Origin of the sequence: Pollutimonas nitritireducens (assembly GCF_002849615.1) — a bacterium.
Taxonomy (GTDB): Bacteria; Pseudomonadota; Gammaproteobacteria; order Burkholderiales; family Burkholderiaceae_B; genus Pollutimonas; species Pollutimonas nitritireducens.
The window spans coordinates 330,836-353,467 of sequence record NZ_PDNV01000006.1 but is presented as its reverse complement, the minus strand read 5'-3'; the positions used below and the strand labels follow the sequence as shown (position 1 = coordinate 353,467).

Annotated in this window: 22 protein-coding genes and 1 tRNA gene; 19 read left to right on the top strand and 4 right to left on the bottom strand. The window is 56.0% G+C overall.

From position 1 onward, the window contains the following. Positions 1-157: 157 nt before the first annotated feature. Positions 158-511 carry an AtuA-related protein gene (locus CR155_RS11440; protein WP_102070140.1) on the bottom strand — a complete coding sequence of 118 codons (354 nt, stop codon included), beginning with the start codon at positions 509-511 and terminating at the stop codon, positions 158-160. A gap of 2 nt (positions 512-513) precedes the next feature. After that, on the bottom strand, positions 514-1,869 hold the full coding sequence (locus CR155_RS11435) for an acyclic terpene utilization AtuA family protein (protein WP_102070139.1): 1,356 nt from the start codon (positions 1,867-1,869) through the stop codon (positions 514-516). Positions 1,870-1,985: 116 nt separating this feature from the next. Between CR155_RS11435 and CR155_RS11430 the strand changes: the two genes are divergently transcribed. The 17 genes from CR155_RS11430 (at position 1,986) to pssA (ending at position 18,959) form a co-directional block, all read left to right on the top strand. Continuing rightward, entirely contained in the window at positions 1,986-2,873 is an 888-nt protein-coding gene (locus CR155_RS11430) for a LysR family transcriptional regulator (RefSeq protein WP_102070138.1), read from the top strand. 87 nt (positions 2,874-2,960) lie between these two features. Beyond that, positions 2,961-3,728, top strand: a complete 768-nt coding sequence (locus tag CR155_RS11425) for an SDR family NAD(P)-dependent oxidoreductase (protein ID WP_102070137.1) — start codon at positions 2,961-2,963, stop codon at positions 3,726-3,728. Between the two features lie 15 nt (positions 3,729-3,743). Further along, complete coding sequence (locus tag CR155_RS11420) at positions 3,744-4,940, top strand: acyl-CoA dehydrogenase family protein (RefSeq protein WP_102070136.1); 1,197 nt, start codon at positions 3,744-3,746, stop codon at positions 4,938-4,940. Position 4,941: 1 nt separating this feature from the next. Next, positions 4,942-5,970 carry a phosphotransferase family protein gene (locus tag CR155_RS11415; protein ID WP_102070135.1) on the top strand — a complete coding sequence of 343 codons (1,029 nt, stop codon included), beginning with the start codon at positions 4,942-4,944 and terminating at the stop codon, positions 5,968-5,970. After that, entirely contained in the window at positions 5,963-6,337 is a 375-nt protein-coding gene (locus CR155_RS11410; protein WP_102070134.1) for a DUF6285 domain-containing protein, read from the top strand. Before CR155_RS11415 ends, CR155_RS11410 begins: the two co-directional genes overlap by 8 nt. Next, positions 6,334-7,965, top strand: a complete 1,632-nt coding sequence (locus tag CR155_RS11405) for an AMP-binding protein (RefSeq protein ID WP_102070133.1) — start codon at positions 6,334-6,336, stop codon at positions 7,963-7,965. Before CR155_RS11410 ends, CR155_RS11405 begins: the two co-directional genes overlap by 4 nt. Before the next feature lie 105 nt (positions 7,966-8,070). Further along, the gene (locus tag CR155_RS11400) at positions 8,071-9,291 is read left to right on the top strand and encodes an ABC transporter substrate-binding protein (RefSeq protein WP_102070132.1); all 1,221 of its coding nucleotides are present in this window, start codon (positions 8,071-8,073) and stop codon (positions 9,289-9,291) included. Positions 9,292-9,372: 81 nt separating this feature from the next. Continuing rightward, positions 9,373-10,245, top strand: coding sequence for a branched-chain amino acid ABC transporter permease (locus CR155_RS11395; protein WP_102070131.1), 873 nt, complete (start codon positions 9,373-9,375; stop codon positions 10,243-10,245). Then, positions 10,242-11,186 carry a branched-chain amino acid ABC transporter permease gene (locus tag CR155_RS11390; RefSeq protein ID WP_102070130.1) on the top strand — a complete coding sequence of 315 codons (945 nt, stop codon included), beginning with the start codon at positions 10,242-10,244 and terminating at the stop codon, positions 11,184-11,186. Before CR155_RS11395 ends, CR155_RS11390 begins: the two co-directional genes overlap by 4 nt. Further along, positions 11,183-11,953 (top strand): ABC transporter ATP-binding protein, encoded by a 771-nt coding sequence (locus CR155_RS11385; RefSeq protein ID WP_102070129.1) that lies wholly within the window; start codon positions 11,183-11,185, stop codon positions 11,951-11,953. The genes CR155_RS11390 and CR155_RS11385 overlap by 4 nt, the downstream gene beginning before the upstream one ends. Next, positions 11,950-12,654, top strand: a complete 705-nt coding sequence (locus tag CR155_RS11380; protein ID WP_102070128.1) for an ABC transporter ATP-binding protein — start codon at positions 11,950-11,952, stop codon at positions 12,652-12,654. Before CR155_RS11385 ends, CR155_RS11380 begins: the two co-directional genes overlap by 4 nt. Before the next feature lie 25 nt (positions 12,655-12,679). Beyond that, on the top strand, positions 12,680-13,372 hold the full coding sequence (locus CR155_RS11375; RefSeq protein WP_102070127.1) for a TetR/AcrR family transcriptional regulator: 693 nt from the start codon (positions 12,680-12,682) through the stop codon (positions 13,370-13,372). Between the two features lie 347 nt (positions 13,373-13,719). Continuing rightward, on the top strand, positions 13,720-15,441 hold the full coding sequence (locus CR155_RS11370; RefSeq protein ID WP_102070126.1) for an acetolactate synthase 3 catalytic subunit: 1,722 nt from the start codon (positions 13,720-13,722) through the stop codon (positions 15,439-15,441). Positions 15,442-15,451: 10 nt separating this feature from the next. Continuing rightward, on the top strand, positions 15,452-15,943 hold the full coding sequence (gene ilvN / locus CR155_RS11365; RefSeq protein ID WP_102070125.1) for an acetolactate synthase small subunit: 492 nt from the start codon (positions 15,452-15,454) through the stop codon (positions 15,941-15,943). 37 nt (positions 15,944-15,980) lie between these two features. Continuing rightward, positions 15,981-16,997 (top strand): ketol-acid reductoisomerase, encoded by a 1,017-nt coding sequence (gene ilvC / locus CR155_RS11360; RefSeq protein ID WP_102070124.1) that lies wholly within the window; start codon positions 15,981-15,983, stop codon positions 16,995-16,997. Positions 16,998-17,377: 380 nt separating this feature from the next. Next, positions 17,378-18,049 carry a phosphatidylserine decarboxylase gene (locus CR155_RS11355; RefSeq protein ID WP_102070182.1) on the top strand — a complete coding sequence of 224 codons (672 nt, stop codon included), beginning with the start codon at positions 17,378-17,380 and terminating at the stop codon, positions 18,047-18,049. Positions 18,050-18,053: 4 nt separating this feature from the next. After that, positions 18,054-18,959 (top strand): CDP-diacylglycerol--serine O-phosphatidyltransferase, encoded by a 906-nt coding sequence (gene pssA / locus CR155_RS11350; protein ID WP_102070123.1) that lies wholly within the window; start codon positions 18,054-18,056, stop codon positions 18,957-18,959. A 31-nt stretch (positions 18,960-18,990) separates the two neighbouring features. Here pssA and CR155_RS11345 read toward each other — a convergent pair whose 3' ends face one another. After that, on the bottom strand, positions 18,991-19,515 hold the full coding sequence (locus tag CR155_RS11345; protein ID WP_439650436.1) for a hypothetical protein: 525 nt from the start codon (positions 19,513-19,515) through the stop codon (positions 18,991-18,993). Positions 19,516-19,754: 239 nt separating this feature from the next. Here CR155_RS11345 and rpsO point away from each other — a divergent pair, with 239 nt between their 5' ends. Together rpsO and pnp are read left to right on the top strand one after the other, a co-directional pair. After that, positions 19,755-20,024 (top strand): 30S ribosomal protein S15, encoded by a 270-nt coding sequence (rpsO, locus tag CR155_RS11340; protein ID WP_102070122.1) that lies wholly within the window; start codon positions 19,755-19,757, stop codon positions 20,022-20,024. Between the two features lie 91 nt (positions 20,025-20,115). Next, positions 20,116-22,293: a polyribonucleotide nucleotidyltransferase gene (gene pnp, locus CR155_RS11335; protein WP_102070121.1), complete on the top strand. Its 2,178-nt coding sequence runs from the start codon at positions 20,116-20,118 to the stop codon at positions 22,291-22,293. 191 nt (positions 22,294-22,484) lie between these two features. On the opposite strand, the gene CR155_RS11330 is transcribed toward pnp, so the two are convergent. Continuing rightward, positions 22,485-22,570 (bottom strand) — tRNA-Leu (locus CR155_RS11330). Positions 22,571-22,632 lie beyond the last annotated feature (62 nt).

Sequence of the window (22,632 nt, the reverse complement as noted above, 5' to 3'; positions counted from 1 at the left end):
TCTCTAAGTGGTTGATTACAAACTCCACTTTGGCACATTGATGCCGTTGATGCGAGGCCCTCTTTACGTCTGCTTTCCTTCTTAGGCCTCGTCACTCACTTGAGGTGGGAGGCGTCCATACCATCTCCTTGTGTCGTTTTTTTTAAGGAATGAAGGCTCAAAGCAGGTGCTGGCCGTGCAGCTTGTCCCGCAATGACTCCGGTACATCGATTTCGAACCCAAGAATGGCGGCTGACAGCGCTTTGCCATAATTGTCCAGGCAAAGGCTGCGCGAAACACCTCCGCCCAGCGCGCCATGTGCAACAAAATTCATGGCGTGTATGTTGTCGACCTCGTAGCGCAATACTTGACCCTTGATCACGCCGCGATAGAAATCTTTAAAGCGATCCGCGGTAAGCTGGGTTTTGAGCAAATCGTAGAATTCTGGTTCGTAGGCGAATACTGAAATGTTGGACGTGTTGCCTTTGTCGCCGGAACGCGTATGGGCCAGGTGCTGCAGTAGTATTCGCATGATCAGCTCTCAAAGTAAGTCACGGTGGCGGGAACGTGTTCCCGCGCCACCAATGAGGACCAAACGCCGATAATTTCGCGCGTGCGGTCCTGATGCGGCACCCGCTTGCCGGTATGCGCGATGCCCGAAACGGCCATGCCGTCGACCTCGCGCCCGATCTTTACAGCCTCTTCACGGGTACGTGTGCGCGCCGCCACTCGAACTGCAATCTCATAAGGTTCTGGAGCGTCAGCGGGGGTCGCTTCGCCATGGATCGCATTAATGCCCAAGAAGTCGATGCGTAACTCCTCAGCATCGAGCTTTACGATCTTGAAGCGCTCTTCCAGAATGCGCTTAGCCAATGTGGCGCGCCGCAGGGCCCCCGGTCCTGCATAGAAGAACATGTCCTCGCCGATGTATCCCTCGGTGCAACCTATTGATACCTTGAGAGTCGGTGTGCGCGGTTTGCCGCTGATGTTGCTGACTCGCACTCGGTCAGGACCGACCTGCTCGAGAGTCACAGTTGTGAAGTCGACCACTACGTCGGGGGTGAGGTAATTGCCGGGGTCATGCACTTCGTACAAGAGCTGCTCCTTGACTGTCTGTATCGTAATGGCACCGCCTGTACCCTCAACCTTGGTAAGAACTGCGCTGCCGTCGGATTCGACTTCGGCGATGGGAAAGCCGAAATTCCACGGTTCGGGCACATCTTTGAATCCCGGATCGGGAAAATAGCCGCCAGTCACCTGCGCGCCGCATTCCAGCAAATGCCCTATACCGTTGCCCGGACCCAGGCGCGCATGATCCAAGGGGTCCCATCCGAACTCATACATCATGGGCGCCATGAAAATCGAGGGATCGGCCACCCGGCCTGTTATAACGATTTGGGCTCCGTTATGCAGCGCATCCACAATGGGTTCAGCACCCAGATACGCCTCTGCGGAGATCAAGTTTGGCGCCAGCGTACTGGTGGCTTCGTCGTTCTCGAGAATACGGTCGGTAAGTTCAAGCACCCGTTCGGTAATCAGGCTGCCGGTAACCGCCGCGACCTTGACGCCTGTTATGCCAAGCTCGCGAAGGAGTTCGACGACACGCTCGGCGGCAGCCTTCGGATTGATCCAACCCTGATTGGATACGATGCGCGTACCCTGACGCATACAAGCCGGTAGAACGGCACGCATGCGCTCCTCGAGATAGGTGTCATAACCGGGAAAGCTCGGGTCGCGTCGACTACGAACCTGAGCAGCGGAAACGGTGGCCTCAGCCATGGTTTCGAAGCAGAGGTAGTCGAGCTTGCCTTGTTCTGCATTAAGGGCTGCGGGTTCGACTCGGTCTCCCCACCATGCCGCCCCGGATCCGATCCGGATCGTTTTGCTCATACCTTGATCTCCTTGTCTTTCCATAAATGATTATGGAAAGTCTATAGACGCCCGCGTGGTACAACCACCACCAGTCAGGAATAGGCCCTATGAATTCAATTCACAAGTAGACAGGTATGGATAAATTTTCCGAGATACAGGTTTTTCTTAGTGTGGTTGAAGAGCGCAGTTTCTCTGCTGCAGGCAGAAAGCTGCTCCGTTCGCCCTCGGCGGTCAGCAAAATCATCGCGCGGCTGGAGCAGCGCCTGGCGGTGAGATTGTTCGACCGTATTGCCGGAACCATACGACTGACGCAAGAAGGGCATAACTTCCGTCTGCATAGCCAAATGGTCGTCGATGCCATGGCGCAGGCTGAAAACGCGGTGACGCCCAGCGAGACGGAAATGACGGGTGTCTTGCATATACACACCAGCCTGACCTTCGCGAAATATCAGTTGGCACCTTTGCTTCCCTTGTTGCTGGAACGGCACCCGGGCTTGCGTCTTGAATTCATTATCGGAACCGACCGGGGTGATTTTCTGAAGAAAAACATAGACGTGGCCATACACAGCGGTAGCCCGCCCGAGCTTTCCCTGGTGGGTAAGCCGCTATTCCTGAGACGATGGATCATCGCTGCGGCGCCGTCTTATCTTAAACAATATGGGGCTCCTGCCGTTCCGGATGAACTGCATGGCCATCGTTGCCTGAATTTCACAGTGCGTACGCATTGGAACGCCTGGGCATCCAACGATGGCGGTACTGCCACGACGATCAATGTGCATGGAGCGATGGGCGCCGATCAAGGAGAACTTTTGCGCACGTTTGCCTTGGAGGGCCTGGGTATTGTCCGTTTGGCCGAATTTCATATCTCGAAGGATATCGCCGAAGGAAGGCTTATTCGTTTACTGACCGATTATGAGCCCAAGACGCAAGACATGATGTACGTTTTGTACCCGCACGGCAGGGCGCAGGCTCCCCGGGTGAAGGCTTTCCTGCAATTTCTCGGCGAACATTTTTCCGTTTAAGGTGGATTCAAGGAAAATCGATCGATCGTTCTATAAAACATTGACTTTATCGAGCGATCGTTCTATGATTTTTTCGAGGAGACGGCTATGCACAATCAATTCGACTTGACCGGGAAGGTAGCGTTGGTGACAGGTGCTTCGGGCGGCCTGGGTCGGCATTTCGCCCAGACGTTGGGACTCGCCGGAGCCAAAGTCGTCGTGGCCGGGCGGCGCGCCGAATCCCTGAACGCGTTGGTGGTCGACTTGCAGCAACAAGGAGTCAAGGCTCACGCCGTGGTGGGTGATGTGACCGATGAGTCCGCCATCAGGGCCTGTTTCGACGAAGCGCAAGCGCTGTATGGCCTGGTAAACGTAGTGGTGTGCACGGCAGGCGGCACGGTCCAGAAAAGTTCGCTTTCAATGTCGGCACAAGACTGGGACCAGGTCCTCGACGTCAACTTGAAAGGATGCTGGCTGGTGGCCAATGAGGCGGCACGCCGACTGGTCAAGGCGCAACGTCCTGGTTCAATCATTACTATTTCTTCCATCCTGGGCTATCGCGTTGCAGGCAATGTACTTCCCTATACCGTGTCCAAAGCCGGCCTGGAACAAATGACCCGTGCGTTGGCGTTCGAGTGGGCGCGATACGGCATTCGGGTCAACGCCATGGCGCCCGGCTATATCGAAACAGACCTGAACCGGGAATTCTTCGCATCCGAGGCAGGCCAGGCGATGATCAAGCGTATTCCGCAACGGCGCCTCGGCCAGGTATCCGATCTCGATGGCGCGTTGCTGCTGTTGGCCTCGGACGCGTCTCTATACATGACTGGCAGTTCCATCGTGGTCGATGGAGGCCATTTGCAATCCACTCTTTGAAGAAGGCGCACCCTCATGGACTTCACGTTATCGCCGCAGGTAGACGAATTCCGTCAACAGATCCGCACATTTGTTGATCGGGAGTTGATCCCGCTGGAAAGCGATCCGGCTTCATTCGACGAGCATGAAAACATCGCAGAATCAGTATTGCAGCGTATGCGCGCCAAAGCAAAACAGCACAGTCTCTGGAGCCTGCAGATGCCAAAAAAGCGTGGTGGCCAGGGCTTGTCCATGTCTGAAATGGCGGCGTGCTACGAGGAGATGAATCGATCCATCTTTGGCCCGGTGGTTTTCAATTCTGCGGCACCCGATGACGGCAATATGATGGTGCTCAACAAGGTGGCAACCGAAAGCCAGAAAGAACGCTGGCTGCAGCCCATCATCAATGGCGACGTCCGTTCTTCGTTCGTCATGACCGAACCCGCACCTGGTTCCGGCTCCGACCCCGGCATGATGCTGACTACCGCAACACGCAAGGGCAATGACTGGATCATCAACGGTACCAAGCATTTCATCACTGGCGCCGGGGTAGCTTCGCACTTCATTCTTATTGCGCGCACGTCTGACGACGTACGCAAGGGTTTGTCGGCCTTCCTCTTTCATAAAGACGATCCAGGTTGGGAAATCGTGCGCCGCATACCTATAATGGGCCCGGAGGAGCATGGGGGCCATTGCGAACTGCGTTTCACCGATATGGTCATCCCAGATGAAAACCGGCTCATGGAGGTCGGCGATGGACTTAAGCTCACCCAGATCCGACTGGGGCCAGCCCGATTGACTCACTGCATGCGTTGGCTGGGCCTATCCAAGCGGTCGCTGGAAATTGCTTCGGCTTATGTATCAGAGCGTGAATCGTTCGGAATTCGCCTCGCCGACAGAGAGGGGGTACAGTGGCTATTGGGTGAGGCGGCAATGGGAATACAAATCGGACGCCTGCTTACCATGCATGCTGCCTGGAAGCTCGATCAGGGCGACTTTGCCCGTAAAGAGGTTTCGATGGCCAAAGTGGCGGTGTCCAATACACTGCAGCAGGCGGTCGATACGGGGATCCAGCTTTGCGGCGCGCGTGGGTACTCGAAAGATACTCCTCTGGAATGGATATATCGCTATGCGCGCCAGGCGCGTTTGGTCGATGGTGCGTCCGAAGTCCATAAAATGGTGCTGTCGAAATATTTGCTCAAAGAGAGCAACGACTTCTGGTCCTGGGGCTGACATGGACCTGGATGACATAAGCCGTGCTTTGGCGCTGTATGTCAGGGATCGGAATAGTGCCCAAGATGCCAGAGTCATCAAATTCTGCCGCTTATCCGGCGGTGCGATTCAAAGCAATTATGGGCTTAGCGTGCACTGCACCGGCGGCCAGCGTCCTGGTCGACTCGACCTCGTTGTGCGCAGCGATTCGCCATCGACCATTGATGCGAGCCTCAGCCGGGAGCTGGAGTTTCATATCCTGAATGTGGCCTGGGAGGCTGGTGTGACGGTGCCGCAGCCTTTATGGCTATGCACCGACACAGAAATAATTGGAAATGTGTTTTGCGTGATGGCTCGTGTTGAAGGCACGGCTGCGGGACATAAGCTGGTGCGCGGCGGACTCACATCCGAGCAAGCGCAAAGCCTCACTCATCAGTTGGGCATCGAGCTCGCTCGACTGCATCGGATACGTCCACCGATTGCGCGCCTTGATGCATTACCGGTACCGCAGTCATCTCCGGCCACAGCGCGTATCCGGCAATACCGCGTAGCGCTCGACGCAATATCCGAGCCGCATCCGGTACTCGAATGGTCGTTGAATTGGCTCCAGGACAATGTCCCCCTGGACACCGATGTGGTGCTGTGCCATGGCGACTTCCGTACGGGCAATTACATGGTCGACCAGGGACGCCTGACAGGAATCCTGGACTGGGAATTTGCGGCGTGGAGCGATCCATATGAAGACCTGGGCTGGTTGTGCTCACGAAGCTGGCGTTTTGGCGCCAGCCATAAAGAGGTGGGCGGTGTCGGCGATAAGAAGGATTTGTTCGCGGCCTATTCCGGCACCTCTGGTCACCCCGTTGATCCAGCAAGGGTCTTCTATTGGGAGATCATGGCAATGACACGATGGGCCATCATTGCCCTGCAACAGGCACAACGTCACCTTTCAGGGGAACAGTCTTCGCTCGAGCTTGCGCTGACCGGGCGCCTGCTTCCGGAAATCGAATTCGATATCCTGACGCAGCTTGCGCAAGGGAGCCCACATGAATAATCGTCCAAATGGAGCCGAGCTACTGACAGTGGCAAGGCGTACCCTGCTCGACCAGCTATTGCCCTTGCTGCCAGTAAGTAAGTCCTACGAGGCATTGATGATTGCCAACGCCATGGCGATTGCTGCGCGTGAGCTCGACGTAAAAGGGGAGGATGAATGTGAAAAACAGATTCTCGCGTTCTACCGTCAGATTGCGTTGGAGGGGACGCACGAAGCCACCGAGCAAGCACTTGCTGAATTGATCCGAAAACGGGCCATCGATCCGTCCCGGTCTGGGCTATTGCGCTCATTGCTTTTGAACATTACCCGGTGCAAGCTCGCCATCACCAACCCGAAGCTACTGAATAAACAGGGGAATAGTGCATGAGCAACCCGTATGAACATGGATTGGACAAACAACCGGCAAATTATTCCAGCCTGACGCCTGTCAGTTTCCTCGAACGATCGGCCCATGTTTATCCCGACAAGGTGGCGGTCATAGACGACGACATGATCCTGACCTACCAGCATTTTTATCGCCGCTGCCGCAGGATGGCTTCGGCGCTGACCAAGATTGGGATCAAGGCCGATGATACCGTCACAGTCTTGTGTTTCAACTCGCATGAGCTGCTGGAGAGCCACTATTCCATTCCCATGGTCGGCGCGGTGCTGAATGCTGTGAACACTCGTGTCGATGCGGCGACGCTCGCCTTTATCATCCAACACGGTGAGTCCCGGGTGTTGCTCTATGACACGGAATTCGAACCCTTGATCCGCCAGGCGCTCGCCATCATCGAGTCGCCCCCTTTATTGGTGGCTATTGTGCGGGATGGCGGCGCTCGGCAGGCGCCCGAAGTTCTCCTGTACGAGGACATGGTTGCCGCCGGAGATCCTGATTTCCACTGGGATAAGGTCGACGACGAGTGGAATGCCATCACGCTTAACTACACATCCGGTACCACTGGCAACCCCAAGGGAGCCGTCTACCATCACCGTGGCGCTTATCTGGCGGCAATGAGCAACGCCATGGCGTTCAACCTGAGCGCCGGCGCGGTGTATTTATGGACCTTGCCGATGTTTCATTGCAATGGGTGGTGCTACACCTGGGCAGTGACGGCTGTTGGCGGTACGCATGTCTGTCTGCGCAAGGTCCAGGCGGACGCAGTCATCGGCCGAATTCGCAAGCATGGCGTCACCCATATGTGCGGCGCACCCATTGTGTTGAACCTGTTATTGAACGACTTCCACACCGGTGGCCAGGTGTTGCACCAGCCTGTGCAATTCGGCTTGGGCGGCGCCGCTCCGCCCAGCCCCGTTATTGGCCGGGCACGACAGGTGGGTTTTCATATCACGCATTTATACGGTTTGACCGAGTCTTATGGGCCGTCGGCGCTCTGTGTCTGGCATGATGAATGGAACACTCTCCCGCCGGACGAACTTGCCCGAAAAATGGCCAGACAGGGGGTGGGTCTATTGGCCATCGATGCACTGAGCGTGGCCCGGCTGGACGATGGCACCCCGGCGCCGGCGGATGGACAGACACTGGGTGAATTGCTCCTCCGTGGCAATACCTTGATGAAAGGCTATTTGAAGAATGCGTCGGGTACACAGGAGGCGTTCCAGGGCGGCTGGTTCCACACGGGCGATATTGCCGTAATGCATCCGGATGGTTATGTCGAAATCAAGGATCGCGCCAAGGACATCATCATTTCAGGCGGCGAGAATATTTCAAGCCAGGAAATCGAAGAGGTCCTGTACAGCCACCCCAGAGTATTCGAAGCGGCGGTCGTGGCGATGGCTGACGAGAAATGGGGCGAGGTGCCTTGCGCCTTTGTTGCCCTGAAAGACGAGGCCCAGCCAAACGACGAAATGGAATTCATCGCATTTTGCAGGGCGCGCATGGCTTCATTCAAGGCTCCCAAGCATGTTGTTTTCGGGGAGCTGCCCAAGACGTCCACGGGAAAAATACGAAAGAACATTCTCAGGGACACGCTCGCGGCCAAAGTCCCACGTTAAACGGAATAGAACCATCAAGGAGATGCTCGATCACCAGTGCAGGTAGTAGTACAGCAGTAAAGAATTGGAAATGTACTAAATAATTATTCCTCAAGGAGACAATACATGTTCAAGATTCTTGCGACCCGTTCCCTTTTATCTGTGGTGCTTGCCGGCTCGATGAGTCTGGGTGCCGTCCATGCAGCCGAAGATCCCATCAAGATAGGCGCCATCTACATTATGTCCGGTAGTGCGGCTACTTATGGGAAGTTTGCGCAGCAAGGTATTCAGTTGGCCATGGACGAAATCAACGCCTCGGGCGGCGTCCTCGGGCGTCAGCTGGCATTACAGCTCGAAGATGGCCAAGGCAAGGCTGCCGTGGCCATCCAGGCAGCCCGTAAGCTGGTCTACCAGGACAAGGCCGACGTGCTGATGGGGCTGGATAGCTCTGGCGTGGCGCAGGGTCTGGTCCCCGTACTACCCGAGCTCGGCAAGCCCTTCATCATTACCCACGCCGCCACGCCCGATGTGACCGGTAAATTGTGCAATGCCTTTACTTACCGGATTAGTGTCAATGTGCACCAGAACATGCAGGGCGCTGCCGCAGTCGCGGCCAAGACCGGGGCCAAGAAATGGACCACCATAGGGCCGGATTACGCGTTCGGGCATCAGTCCTGGGAATTCTTTGGCAAGTATCTGAAAGAAAAATCCCCGGATGTCGTCCTGATGCCGGAAACGGCGTTTCCCCGTTTCGGGGCCGAGGACTTCACGCCATTTATCAATGGTGTCATGGAATCCAAGCCCGATGGCGTGGTGATCTCGCTCTGGGGTGGCGACCTGGTCAACTTCGTACGTCAGGCCAATAATCGTGGCTTCTTCAAGCAAGGGTTTGAGGTGTTGTTCACGGTGGGCGCCGCCACCGAGGTGCTTGCTGCGCTGGGCGATCAAATGCCCGAAGGGGTATGGCTGGGTACGCGTTACTGGTACGGTTCCCATGATAATGATCTCAATAAAAAATTCGTTGCCTCGTACCAGAAGAACTATGGCACCCCCCCCAGCTATAACGCGGAGGGCGCCTATGTTGCCGTGTACGCCTTCAAGGCGGCGATCGAAAAAGCTGGCAGCACCGACGGCAAAGCGGTGGCTCAAGCGCTATCGGGCTTGAGCATTCCGGCCCCCACTGGCACCGTGACCTTCCGCAAAGGCGATAACCAGGCGCTTATCGGCCCCACTTGGGGACGTGCGGCCGCCATGAACACACAAGACAAAATCCGCTCCCTGGCCGATGCGCAATTTTTCGACGGTGAAAAAATCACGCCGCCGGTCGATCCAGCCTGCAAGCTGTAGCAGATTCAGGAATTGCCAAGTGCATCAATTCCGCCCGGCGCTTCGGCACCGGGCGGTGTGTGTAAATAAGGGGGAAATACCATGAGCAGTTTAGGCATGGCTTTGCTCAACAGCCTTGATATCGGCCTGCTGCTGTTTGTCATCGCGGTTGGATTGAATATTGTCTTTGGAGTGTTGAATGTCATCAACTTTGCCCATGGCGCGTTGTATATGCTGGGCGCGTATCTTGCCTATACCTGCATGACGCTGTTGGGCATGTCATTCTGGCTTACGTTGTTGGTTGCTCCCTTGTGTGTCGCTGCATTGGCAGTGCTCATCGACCGGATCATGTTGCGTTTCATTTACCAGCGCGAAATTTCCGACAGCCTGCTGCTCACCTTTGCCTTGCTGTTGATACTGAACGAATCGGTGCGCCTGGTGTGGGGCACCGGTATACACGTGATCGATCCACCCCCATTGCTGCAGGGCACGGCCGCACTTCCCGGGGGAGTCACCTACCCGATTTACAGCCTGTTCGTCGTGGCGGTAGGACTAATTTTCGTTTGCGCGCTATGGTTCTTGTTCAATCGCACCCGGGTCGGCAAGATCATGCGCGCGGCGGCGCTCGACCGCGACATGGCACAGGTGCTCTGCATCAACACCAAGCTTGTCATCACAGGGGTGTTTGCCTTTGGCGCCTGGCTGGCAGCGGTGGGTGGCGTCGTTGCGGCACCCATGCGTGCCATTGATCCGGGGATGGGCGACAAGATCATCATCGAGAGCTTTATTGTCGTGGTCATCGGTGGCCTTGGCAGTTTCCCGGGCACGCTGCTGGGCGCGATCATCCTGGGCCTGATCTATGGCTTCGGCGGCCGTTTCTTTCCCGACGTCAACCTGATCCTGCCTTTCGTGGGTATGGCTATTGTACTGTTGCTTAAGCCGCATGGACTGATGGGCAAAGGGGCGTCCACATGAGGAACCGACCGCTACCCTTCGTCCTGGCATTGCTGTTGCTCGTGTTGGCCGCCTTGCCCTGGATTACGCCTTACTTCTATATTTTTATTGTTACCGAGATCCTGATACTGGGCCTGTTCGCCGCTAGCTTCAACTTGATCTTCGGTTATACGGGCATGCTCAGTTTCGGGCATGCCGCCTTTTTTGGTGTCGGTTCCTATGCCACGGCCCTGCTATTGCAAGGAGCACAATGGCCGCTGTTGGCCTGCTTGCTGGTGGCCATAATGGCCGGTGCCGTCCTGGCCCTGATCATCGGCTTTTTCAGCGTCCGGCTTAATGAAGTCTATTTTTCCATGTTAACCCTCGCCTTTGGCATGATGGTATTTGCCGTAGTGCATCAGTGGCGGTCGGTGACCAATGGCAGCGATGGAATAGCGGGATTCCGCGTAAACTCGCTGGGGCTGGGTTTCGATCTTGCGCTGGCCAATCCCAGCGTGTACTACCATGTCGTTCTGGTCATTGTGGTGCTCGCCACCGCATTCCTGTACTTGATCTGCCGCTCATCCTTCGGTCTTATTCTGCGAGCCATTCGACAAAATCCGGAGCGTGTGGCATTTTGCGGACTCAACGTCAAGAGCTATCGCCTGGCGGCGTTCACGATTTCTGGCGCGTTTGCAGGCCTGGCTGGCGGACTGATGGCGCCATTCCTACGAATTGCCAGTCCTGAACTTGTGCATTGGTCCATGTCGGCTGAGCCCGTGCTCATGTCCATACTGGGCGGAACCGGTTATTTCCTCGGGCCGTACTTTGGCGCCGCCATGTTCGTGTTGCTGGAAACCTGGATTACCAGCATGACCCATGCATGGATGCTGGTGCTGGGTATTATCCTGGCACTGATGGTGATGTTTTTCAGAAGAGGGGTGCTGGGCACATTTCTCGACTGGCTGCAGGAGCGAAAATGACTCAACCTATCCTGCAAGTCAGCCATCTAACCAAACGTTTCGGTGGCGTGGCAGCCGTACTCGACGTATCGGTGGATGTTCTGCCCCACGAAACCCTGGCCATCATCGGCCCAAATGGCGCCGGTAAGACTACGTTTTACAACATGTTGTCGGGCCGCATGACGCCCAGTTCGGGCAAAGTAACATTTGAAGCCCAGGACATCACCGGCTTGCCTCCCCACCGTATCAGTCGCATGGGCGTATCGCGTTCTTTTCAGATCAATAATATCTTCAACGAAATGACCGTACGCGAGAACATCGAGGTTGCGCTCACGGCCTACCACGGCGACAGCCGGCGCTGGTACAACATTGCATCACGCAATCGGCCCATCCAACAAGAGGCAGATATGTTGCTGGAACGTCTTTCACTCACGGACTTGGCTGTGAGGCGTGCCGGCGTCATCAGCTATGGCGACAAGCGACTGGTGGAAATTGCAATGGTGCTGGCAACTCGGCCGCATTTGGTGTTGTTGGATGAGCCCACTGCCGGAATGACGCCCGATGAAACGCATCGGGTTACGGCTTTGGTCAAGTCATTGGCGGCCACCGGAGATTACACATTTCTCATCACCGAGCACGATATGGGGGTGGTGTTCGACGTGGCGGATCGGGTTCTGGTCATGCACCGCGGCCAGTCGCTGGTCCTGGGTACGCCTCAGGAAGTCAAGATGCATCCGGAAGTCAGGCGGGCCTACCTGGGTGACGCAGAAGAGGAAATCGCACCATGATTCTTGAAGTCGACAACATTCATACCTACTATGGTGAAAGCCACGCCCTACAGGGTATTTCATTAAATCTTGAAGAGGGTGAAACGGTCTGCCTGCTGGGCCGCAACGGCGCCGGCAAAAGCACCACCTTGCGCAGCATCATCGGCTTGTCGGCGCCGCGCAGGGGCCGGGTAACGTTCAAGGGCCGCGACATCACGGGTCAGCCGGCTTACCGGAATGCCCGCGCGGGCATAGGGCTGGTTCCGGAAGACCGTCGAATTTTTCCTGGCCTCAGCGTCCGCGAAAACCTGGAAATTGCCGAGTACAGCAGACCGGGTGTCACGCGCCAGTGGACCATCGAGCGCATTTTCGACGAATATCCCATGCTCGGCGAACTTGCCGGTCAGGACGGTAGCACCTTGTCAGGCGGCCAGCAGCAGATGCTGGCCGTGGCGAGGTCCTTGATGAGCGAACCCTTGCTGCTTTTGCTGGATGAGCCCAATGAAGGTCTGGCCCCTGTCATCGTCAAGCAAATCGGCGCACTGATAGACCAGTTATCCAGGACCACCACAATTCTGTTCACCGATCAAAGCGTACACTTTGCCCTCAAGCATGCACAGCGAGCTTATATTCTCGAAAAGGGCATGATTGTCCATGAGGCCAGCAGCCAGGCGCTGATCAACGATATCGAGACGCAGCATCGCTACTTGTCGGTGGCGTGAACGACCTATGGGGGTGGAGTAGTACATGATTGCTGATTTTGAATCGTTCAAGATCGAGCTTAGCTTGTCTAAAGTCGAAATTTGCCGCGAGCTGTATCACAAGAACAGAGAGCTGATCCGCATAAAGAAAGAGCATGTCGCCGTAAGCAATCTGGTGCGGATCATTGATTCCACCCTGCGGCTGACGGGCAGGAAGGGCTTCCATGCGATGTCCCTGCGCGACCTGTGCGCGGATTCTGGCTTCAGCATAGGCGGGCTGTATGCGTATATTAAAAGCAAAGACGACCTGATCTATTTGATTCAGAGCCATGGGTTTCTGCTGACCCGACGCACCATGCTTGCCTATACACAAGAGGTCACTTCACCGCGGGACAAATTGCTTGCCGCGGTGAAGGCGCATGTGTACCTTAGCGAGTTGATGCAGCCATGGTTTTATTTTTCTTTCATGGAAACCAAGAGCCTCCCTGAAAAGCACAAGAAAGAAGCCATATCCGTCGAGCTTGAAGTAGAGGACATTATTTTCGGAATTATTCAAGAAGGCATCAAAGCCGATGTCTTTCGCAGTGTAAACGCCAAGCTATTGGCGTCTCTGTGCAAAGCCATGATGCAGGACTGGTATCTGAAACGGCGCAAATACAACAACCAGGGCACGGATGTCACCCAATATGCCGAATTTGTCGGCGATATATTGGAAAACTATCTCACTCGGCCTGCATGATTTGCCTCGGCTGCGCCAACGCGGTAAAGTGGCACGTTGATCTGCCTTGCTATCCGTGGCAGATCACAAAAGGCTACGTTGTTCCGGGTTATCCGCCCGGTTTTTTGCGCCTGTAATACTTTGCTGTTGGCCGCGCCACAAGCGTGTGTTGCCAAAGCTTCCGTTCTACCTCCCGCGTTCACAGAACGCTCGTGCTGCGTTTCGACGAGTTCAAGTCGGTTCGGCAAGGTGTCTGGGTGGCATGGCTCCGTGAGCCATAAAGCGCCAGGTCATGTTGCTGTAAACGATACAGGCTCGGGTCTTATGGCCAGTCGGAATTCCAGTACCGGTTACGAAAGGAATACATAATGGAACTCAATGGCGCCGATATCGTCGTGCGTTGCCTTGCCGAACAGGGCGTTGACCACGTGTTTGGTTATCCCGGCGGCGCGGTACTGTACATCTACGACGCAATCTACAAGCAAGAAAATTTCAAGCACATTCTCGTCCGTCACGAGCAAGCCGCCGTGCACGCGGCCGATGCCTATTCGCGCTCGTCGGACAAGATCGGTGTGGCGCTGGTCACCAGTGGCCCCGGACTGACCAATGCGGTAACGGGCATCGCCACCGCATACATGGACTCCATTCCCATGGTGATCATCAGCGGTCAGGTACCCAGCCATGCCATCGGCGAGGATGCTTTCCAGGAATGCGATACGGTTGGCATCACCCGGCCTTGCGTCAAGCACAACTTCCTGGTGCGCGACGTCAAGGATCTGGCTGAAACCATGCGTCGCGCCTTCTACATCGCCAAGACCGGTCGTCCCGGACCCGTGCTGGTGGATATCCCCAAAGACATCACCATTGCCACCTGCAAGTACGCGCCGCCACGCGGTGAAGTAAAAATGCGTTCGTACGCACCGGTGGTGAAGGGACATCAGGGTCAGATCAAGAAAGCTGTACAAATGCTTTTGACAGCTGAACGCCCCATGATCTACTCCGGCGGTGGCGTGGTGTTGTCAGATGCCGCGACTGAACTGCGCCAATTGGTGCAGTTAACAGGCGCGCCTTGCACCAATACGCTCATGGGTTTGGGGGCATATCCGGCCAGCGACGATAAATTCGTTGGAATGCCGGGCATGCACGGTACCTACGAAGCCAATATGGCCATGCAGCACTGTGATGTGCTGATAGCCGTGGGCGCTCGTTTCGACGACCGGGTAATCGGCAATCCCAAGCATTTTTCGCAGAACCCCCGGAAGATCGTGCATATCGATATCGATCCTTCATCCATTTCCAAGCGCGTGCGTGTCGATGTGCCGATAGTCGGCAACGTCAAGGATGTATTGCAGGAACTCAATGCACTGTATGTCCAGGCGGCTGCCGAGACGACGCCCAACAAGGCGGGCGTGGCCAAGTGGTGGCAACAGATCAACGAATGGCGCGGCAAGCAGTGCCTCGTCTATCAGAATTCCGACACACTCATCAAGCCGCAGTATGTGGTCGAAAAGCTGTGGGAAGTCACTCACGGCGATGCATTCGTTACGTCGGACGTCGGCCAGCACCAAATGTGGGCTGCCCAGTATTATCGCTTCGACCAGCCGAGACGCTGGATCAATTCGGGCGGTCTGGGCACCATGGGCGTAGGCCTGCCATATGCCATGGGCGTGCAGATGGCCAATCCAGATAGCCAGATCGCCGTGATCACGGGAGAGGCGTCGATACAGATGAACATCCAGGAGCTTTCCACCTGCAAGCAATACCACCTCACACCCAAGGTACTTTGCCTGAACAACCGGTACCTGGGCATGGTGCGCCAGTGGCAGCAGATTGAATACGGTTCGCGCTACTCTGAGTCCTACGTAGATGCCTTGCCTGACTTCGTGAAGCTTGTCGAAAGCTATGGTCACGTGGGTATGCGGATCGACAAGCCAGCCGACGTCGAGCCGGCCATCCGCGAGGCGTTCACCCAGTACAAAGACAGGCTCGTGTTCATGGACTTCATCACGGACCAGACTGAAAACGTGTGGCCCATGGTAAAAGCCGGCCGCGGCCTGACCGAAATGTTGCTCGGTTCTGAAGACTTATAAGGAAAGAAACATGAAACACGTAATTTCTATCCTTCTGGAAAATGAACCGGGAGCATTGTCACGGGTCGTGGGGCTTTTCTCGGCGCGTGGCTACAACATTGAAACGCTGACCGTGGCCCCTACCGAAGACTCGACACTGTCGCGCATGACCATCGTCACCGCCGGTTCCGACGAAGTCATCGAGCAGATCACCAAGCACTTGAACCGCCTGGTGGATGTAGTCAAGGTCGTGGACTTGTCCGAAGGACCGCACATCGAACGCGAGCTTATGCTCATCAAGGTGCGTGCCGTAGGCAAAGAGCGCGAAGAAATGAAACGCATGGCCGATATCTTTCGCGGCCGCATCATCGATGTGACCGATAAGGTCTACACCATCGAGCTTACCGGCGATCAAGGTAAGATCGAGGCTTTTATCGGGGCCCTGGACCGCAGCGCCATACTGGAAACCGTGCGTACCGGCGTATCCGGCATCGGCCGCGGAGAACGGGTCCTGAAGCTTTAAATCAAACAACAATTCCTCAAGTATTGGAGCACCTTAAATGAAAGTTTTTTACGATAAAGATAGTGACCTGTCCCTCATCAAAGGCAAGACCGTTGCCATCATCGGTTATGGTTCCCAGGGCCACGCGCATGCACTGAACCTACATGAGTCCGGTGTCAATGTAATCGTCGGGCTTCGCAAGGGCGGTGCTTCCTGGAGCAAGGCCGAGAATGCGGGCTTGAAGGTGCAGGAAGTCGCCGAGGCGGTGAAGGCGGCCGATTTGGTCATGATCCTGCTTCCCGATGAAAATATTGCCGAAGTCTATCGTTCGCAGGTTGCGGAAAATATCAAGGCAGGCGCCGCACTGGCATTTGCCCACGGCTTCAACGTGCATTATGGCCAGGTCCAGCCGCGCAGCGATATCGACGTCATCATGATCGCCCCCAAGGCTCCAGGCCATACTGTTCGCGGCACCTATAGCCAGGGTGGTGGCGTGCCATCGTTGATCGCCGTCCATCAAGACACCACAGGATCGGCCCGCGATGTTGCCTTGTCCTATGCTTGCGCCATTGGCAGTGGCCGCGCCGGCATCATCGAGACCAATTTCCGCGAAGAAACCGAAACCGATTTGTTCGGTGAGCAAGCCGTCCTGTGCGGCGGTGCGGTCGAGCTCATCAAGGCAGGATTCGAAACCCTGACTGAAGCCGGCTACGCGCCTGAGATGGCCTATTTCGAGTGCCTGCACGAACTCAAGCTTATTGTCGACCTGATCTACGAGGGCGGCATCGCCAACATGAACTACTCCATCTCGAACAATGCCGAATATGGTGAGTACGAGACCGGTCCAAAGATTGTCACCGAAGAAACCAGGAAAGCCATGCGTCAATGCCTGGCCGACATCCAGAATGGTGTGTACGCCAAGAATTTCATTCTGGAAAATGCTGCAGGCGCTCCTACACTCACTTCGCGCCGCCGCATCAATGCTGAATCTCAGATTGAACAGGTCGGCGGAAAATTGCGCGCCATGATGCCCTGGATTGCTGCAAACAAGCTGGTCGATCAGACCAAAAACTAATCACGACTCACATCGTGCGCTGTTCAGAAAACGCCCGCAAGGGCGTTTTTTTCAAATGAACACCGCGGTCGTTTAACGCGACGCGGCCGCGACTGACCAATTATTGTCGTCTTCAGTTGAAAGCTGGGAAGACTTCCCCACGCGCGGCGAGACGAGTGTGAGTTTCAATGCGCGGAACAATGATCGGCGAGAACACCCCAGCTAGGCGAATTTCGTGTCAGCGTGGGCGTAACGCTTGGCTATCAATGCTGGACGGCACGCCACTTGCTTGTTCCTGGACAGCATGCCTCGTTCCATATTCCAGGCCAAGGCAACATTGATCGCTTCCAATCGAAATGCGGCATACCTGGGGACGCATTTCGGTTATTCTCCCACTTACGATGAATAAACCACCTTACCCCCATCCTATTATTGCGCGTGAAGGCTGGCCTTTCCTGGCCGGTATCGTGCTGGTGTCGATTCTTGTCAGCTTCTGGTCGGGCGCTGCCTCGATTCCGTTCTGGATAGTATCGATTTTTGTGTTGCAGTTTTTTCGCGACCCGGCTCGCATCGCCCCCGAGGGCGAACTCAATGTACTCTCGCCCGCAGATGGCCGTGTTGTAGCGGTCGAAGAAATCCGCGACCCATACGCCGAACGCGATGCCATCAAGATCAGCGTATTCATGAACGTGTTCAATGTCCACTCCAACCGCTCGCCGGTGAAAGGCAGCGTCACTTCCGTCAACTATTTTGCTGGCCAGTTTTTTAATGCGTCGCTGGACAAAGCTTCTCTTGAAAACGAACGCAATGCCACTGTATTGCTTACCCCTCACGGCCATGTCGTGACTGCTGTCCAGGTGGCTGGCCTGGTAGCCAAACGCATACTTTGTTATATCAAGCCGGGCGACCAGCTTTATGCTGGGCAACGCTACGGTTTCATCCGTTTCGGATCACGGGTCGATGTCTATTTACCGCTGGGGTCGCGACCTCGCGTTGCAATAGGCGACAAGGTGCAAGCCACCAGCACCGTACTGGCTGAGTTGCCCGATCGTCCCGTTGACACACAAGGTTAAGCCTATGACCAATCTATCGCCGGACGAGACCCGTCGTCGTCGCAGCATTTATCTGCTCCCCAACGCATTCACCACGGCGAATCTTTTCGCCGGGTTCTATGCCGTCGTCCAGGCCATGAACGGCAAGTTCGAAATGGCCGCCATTGCCATCTTCCTGGCCATGGTGTTTGACGGCATGGATGGGCGGGTGGCCCGCCTGACCAATACGCAGTCCGCCTTTGGCGAGCAATACGATTCCTTGTCTGACATGACCTCCTTTGGCATAGCGCCCGCGCTGGTGATGTACGAATGGTCCCTGCAAGGCCTGGGTCGCTGGGGCTGGCTGGCCGCGTTCATCTACGTCGTGGGCGCGGCCCTGCGCTTGGCACGTTTCAATACGAATATTGGTGTCGTTGACAAGCGCTTCTTTCAAGGCCTGCCAAGTCCCGCCGCAGCGGCGTTGGTGGCCGGTTTCCTGTGGCTGGCCGTCGACAACAAACTCGCCCTCGAAACCGCCACGATCGCATGGATGTCTTTTGGATTTACCGTCTATGCCGGCATTGCGATGGTTACCAATGCACCGTTTTACAGTGGCAAGAGCTTTGCACTCGGCCGTAGTGTGCCGTTCTGGGTATTGCTCGTCCTGGTCGGGGTTTTCGTGTTTGTGTCCAGCGACCCGCCTATCGTCCTGTTCAGCCTATTTGTCGTCTATGGCCTATCGGGTTGGGTAATCATGGGGTGGCGCTGGCGGCGAGCCCGTGAACTGACGCGCATGCGGCACGCGAACGTTGATGATCACGACCTTGCCGTGCCGCCCTCTGCGTTCAGTGCAACACATACTTTCGATTCTCGGCAAAGCCCTTCGTTGAAACAGCCCGATCAAGCGCCCGACAGCACACCGAAGCCACCTGACAGGCACGACCCCTTCTGATTCCAGGCACGGCGACTCAAGCGATTCGTCGTCAGTCGAACCAGAAATTTTCCCGTTCGTATAAGGGATCGGGGCCGGGGTGAAAGCGCGTGACCCTGGCTCCGTCGCTGCCAAAATAGACGTACATCAGCGAGTTCCAGGCGCCCGCCTGCCTGTAGCGGTAGCTCCAGATGATGGACGTGGAAGAGGGCAGGCCGACGCTATCGATCTCGGCGGGTGGCCCGAATTCGCATCGCACCTGCTCCGGTGTCCATGTGCCTGAAGCGAGCACGCGGAAATGTTCATCGTTCAGCAATTGCTCAACGCGGTCGGTGTTGCCGGCGGGATCCACGTTGGTGCCCCAGGCATATTGACCCATGGGTTGCATGGTCCAGATCAGTCGTTTGCGACCATTCGCAGCAGGACAGGAAAAGTTGGGTTCGCCGTATTCCGATACCACCTGATGCAAAGGCGCGCCAGCGGGCAGGTCGGCCATGCTGGTGCACGCCGCGAGCAATACTGTCGTCAAGGCGTACGTGGCGGACTTGCCCATCCGCATATATTTAATCGCATTCATGCCGGGACTCCGCTAGGGTTCGTTGCGCTTATTTTACGGCCATCCATGACTAATTGATAAGCCGCTGTCGCACTGCAGGGGAGGTCGGCCACGCGTCGGCTTGCAATCCGCTATAATGCTTGCTTCCCGGATTGCCATGTGGGTTGTTGCTACGAATGCATCCGGGCTACTACTGTTATTTTTTTAATCACTGCACGTCAGAGCACCTCGGCTCTGTCGCTCGTTCAAGAGGCTAAATAATGTCTGTTGCTGACATCAAAAAATCCGACATCGTCACACAATATCAACGTGCCCAAGGCGATACCGGTTCGCCGGAAGTCCAGGTCGCGCTGCTTACTGCGCGCATCAACGAACTCACCGGCCACTTCAAGGCACACATGAAAGACCACCACTCGCGTCGTGGTCTGTTGCGCATGGTTAGCCGTCGCCGGAAATTGCTAGATTACCTCAAGGGCCGCAATCCCGATTCGTATCGTTCGCTTATCGAAAAGCTCGGTCTGCGTAAGTGATACTCGGGGCTGGCTCCCCATGATGCAACCGTGCACATTGCGATACGAATCGTGGTGTGCACGGTTTTTTCTATTGTAAGGATATTCCCCAATGTTTAATAAAGTGAGCAAGTCGTTTCAGTACGGTCAGCACACGGTGGTCCTCGAAACTGGCGAGATTGCTCGTCAGGCCTCCGGCTCCGTACTGGTTTCGATTGACGACACCGTGGTCCTGGCCACTGTAGTTGCTTCCAAGACTGCCAAGCCCGGCCAGGATTTTTTCCCGCTGACGGTGGACTATGTCGAGAAGACATACGCCGCAGGCCGTATTCCAGGCGGATTCTTCAAGCGCGAAGGTCGTCCTTCCGAAAAGGAAATCCTTACTTCCCGCCTGATCGACCGCCCGTTGCGCCCCTTGTTCCCTGAGGGCTTCTACAATGAAGTGCAGGTGATCATTCATACCGTGTCGGTCAATCCTGAAGTCGATCCCGATATGGCAGCCATGATTGGTGCATCCGCCGCGCTGGCCATATCTGGTATCCCTTTCGATGGTCCTATTGGTGGCGCCCGCGTTGGCTATATCAACGGACAGTACGTACTCAACCCCACCACCAGTCAGCTCAAAGACTCTTCCATGGATCTGGTCGTTGCCGGCACTGAAGCCGCGGTCCTGATGGTCGAATCGGAAGCCAGGCAATTGTCTGAAGAAGTGATGCTGGGCGGCGTCATGTTCGGTCACGAGCAGATGCAGGCCTGCATAAATGCCATTCACGATCTGGTTTCCGAAGCCGGCAAACCGGAATGGGACTGGCAACCTGCTCCAAAAAATGAAGCACTGGTTACTGCCGTGACCGCGGCAGCCCAGGAAGACCTGCAAGCCGCCTATCAAATTCGCGAGAAGCAGGCGCGTACCGCTCAGTTGCGTACCGTCTATGCCAACGTAAAGGCCAAGCTCCAGGAACACGCGGCCGCCAAGGGTGACCCCGCTCCCGACAACGTCGTCGTGGAGAACATGCTGTTCGATCTCGAATCCACCATCGTGCGCAGCCAGGTATTGAATGGCGAGCCGCGTATCGATGGCCGCGATACCCGCACGGTCCGCCCGATCAGCATCCGTCTGGGCGTATTGCCACGCGCCCACGGTAGTGCATTGTTCACCCGTGGCGAAACGCAGGCGCTGGTCGTTGCCACCTTGGGCACGCGTCAAGACGAACAAATCATCGATTCGATCATGGGCGAGTCGCGCGATCGCTTCATGCTGCATTACAACTTCCCGCCTTTCGCCACCGGCGAAACAGGCCGTTTCGGTTCGCCCAAGCGTCGCGAAATCGGTCATGGGCGGCTCGCCAAGCGCTCCTTGGTCTCATCGCTGCCAGAACCTCAAGACTTCCAGTACACAATACGCGTCGTGTCTGAAATCACCGAGTCCAATGGGTCCTCTTCCATGGCATCGGTGTGTGGCGGTTCCCTTGCGATGATGGACGCGGGCGTGCCCGTCAAGGATCACGTTGCCGGCGTAGCGATGGGCCTTATCAAGGACGGCGGGAAGTTTGCCGTGCTTACCGACATTCTTGGCGATGAAGATCACCTTGGCGACATGGATTTCAAGGTGGCCGGTACTGTCCAGGGCATTACCGCACTGCAAATGGATATCAAGATCCAGGGCATCACCAAGGAAATCATGCAGGTCGCTTTGGCGCAAGCCAAGGAAGGCCGCCTGCATATCCTCGGCGAAATGACTGCTGCGATTGACGGTTCACGCACCGAGCTTTCGGAATTTGCCCCACGCATGCTCAGCGTGAAGATCAATCCTGAAAAAATTCGCGACGTGATCGGCAAGGGCGGCGCCACTATCCGCGCACTGACCGAGGAAACTGGAACTCAGATCGATATCGGTGACGACGGCACAATCACGATTTCCAGCGCCGACCTGGATAAAGCCCGTGAAGCCGAGCGTCGAATCAGGGAATTGACAGCCGATGTGGAAGTGGGCCAGGAATACGAAGGCCCGGTGCTGCGCTTGCTGGACTTCGGTGCCATTGTTCAGGTTCTGCCTGGCCGCGATGGTTTGCTGCACATCTCCGAAATCGCCAACTATCGCATTGCCAATATTAACGACGTCCTCAAGGTGGGTCAGTTGGTGCGCATCAAGGTCATCGAAGCCGACGACAAGGGTCGCCTGCGTTTGTCGATGAAAGCAATTGGCGGCATTGAAGCCCAGGGCGGCCCGCAACAGGCTCCCGTGGCAGTGTCCGTACCGGCGCCTGTCACCGCGCCCGAGGCTGAATAGCAAGGACAGGTATGGAAGTTTCCCGCAGGTCGGGAGGCTTCCAGCCGTTGCTGTTTCGCAGACCGAAGGGGCATATGCTCCTGCGGTCTTGGCACCTGAAGAAGAACCACTGCATAAATGGCCCTCGACGCTTGCTGTAAACGTGTCGGGGGCTTTTTAACAGCGGTGGCAAGCGTAGGAAATTGAGTTCTTGGTGCACCCAGCCGGAATCGAACCGGCACGACCAGTGGTCGAGAGATTTTAAGTCTCTTGCGTCTACCAATTCCGCCATGGGTGCAAGAACACAAATCAGCATGTCGTGGTGATCATGCCTGCTTCGTTGCGCATTGGAAAAGCGAT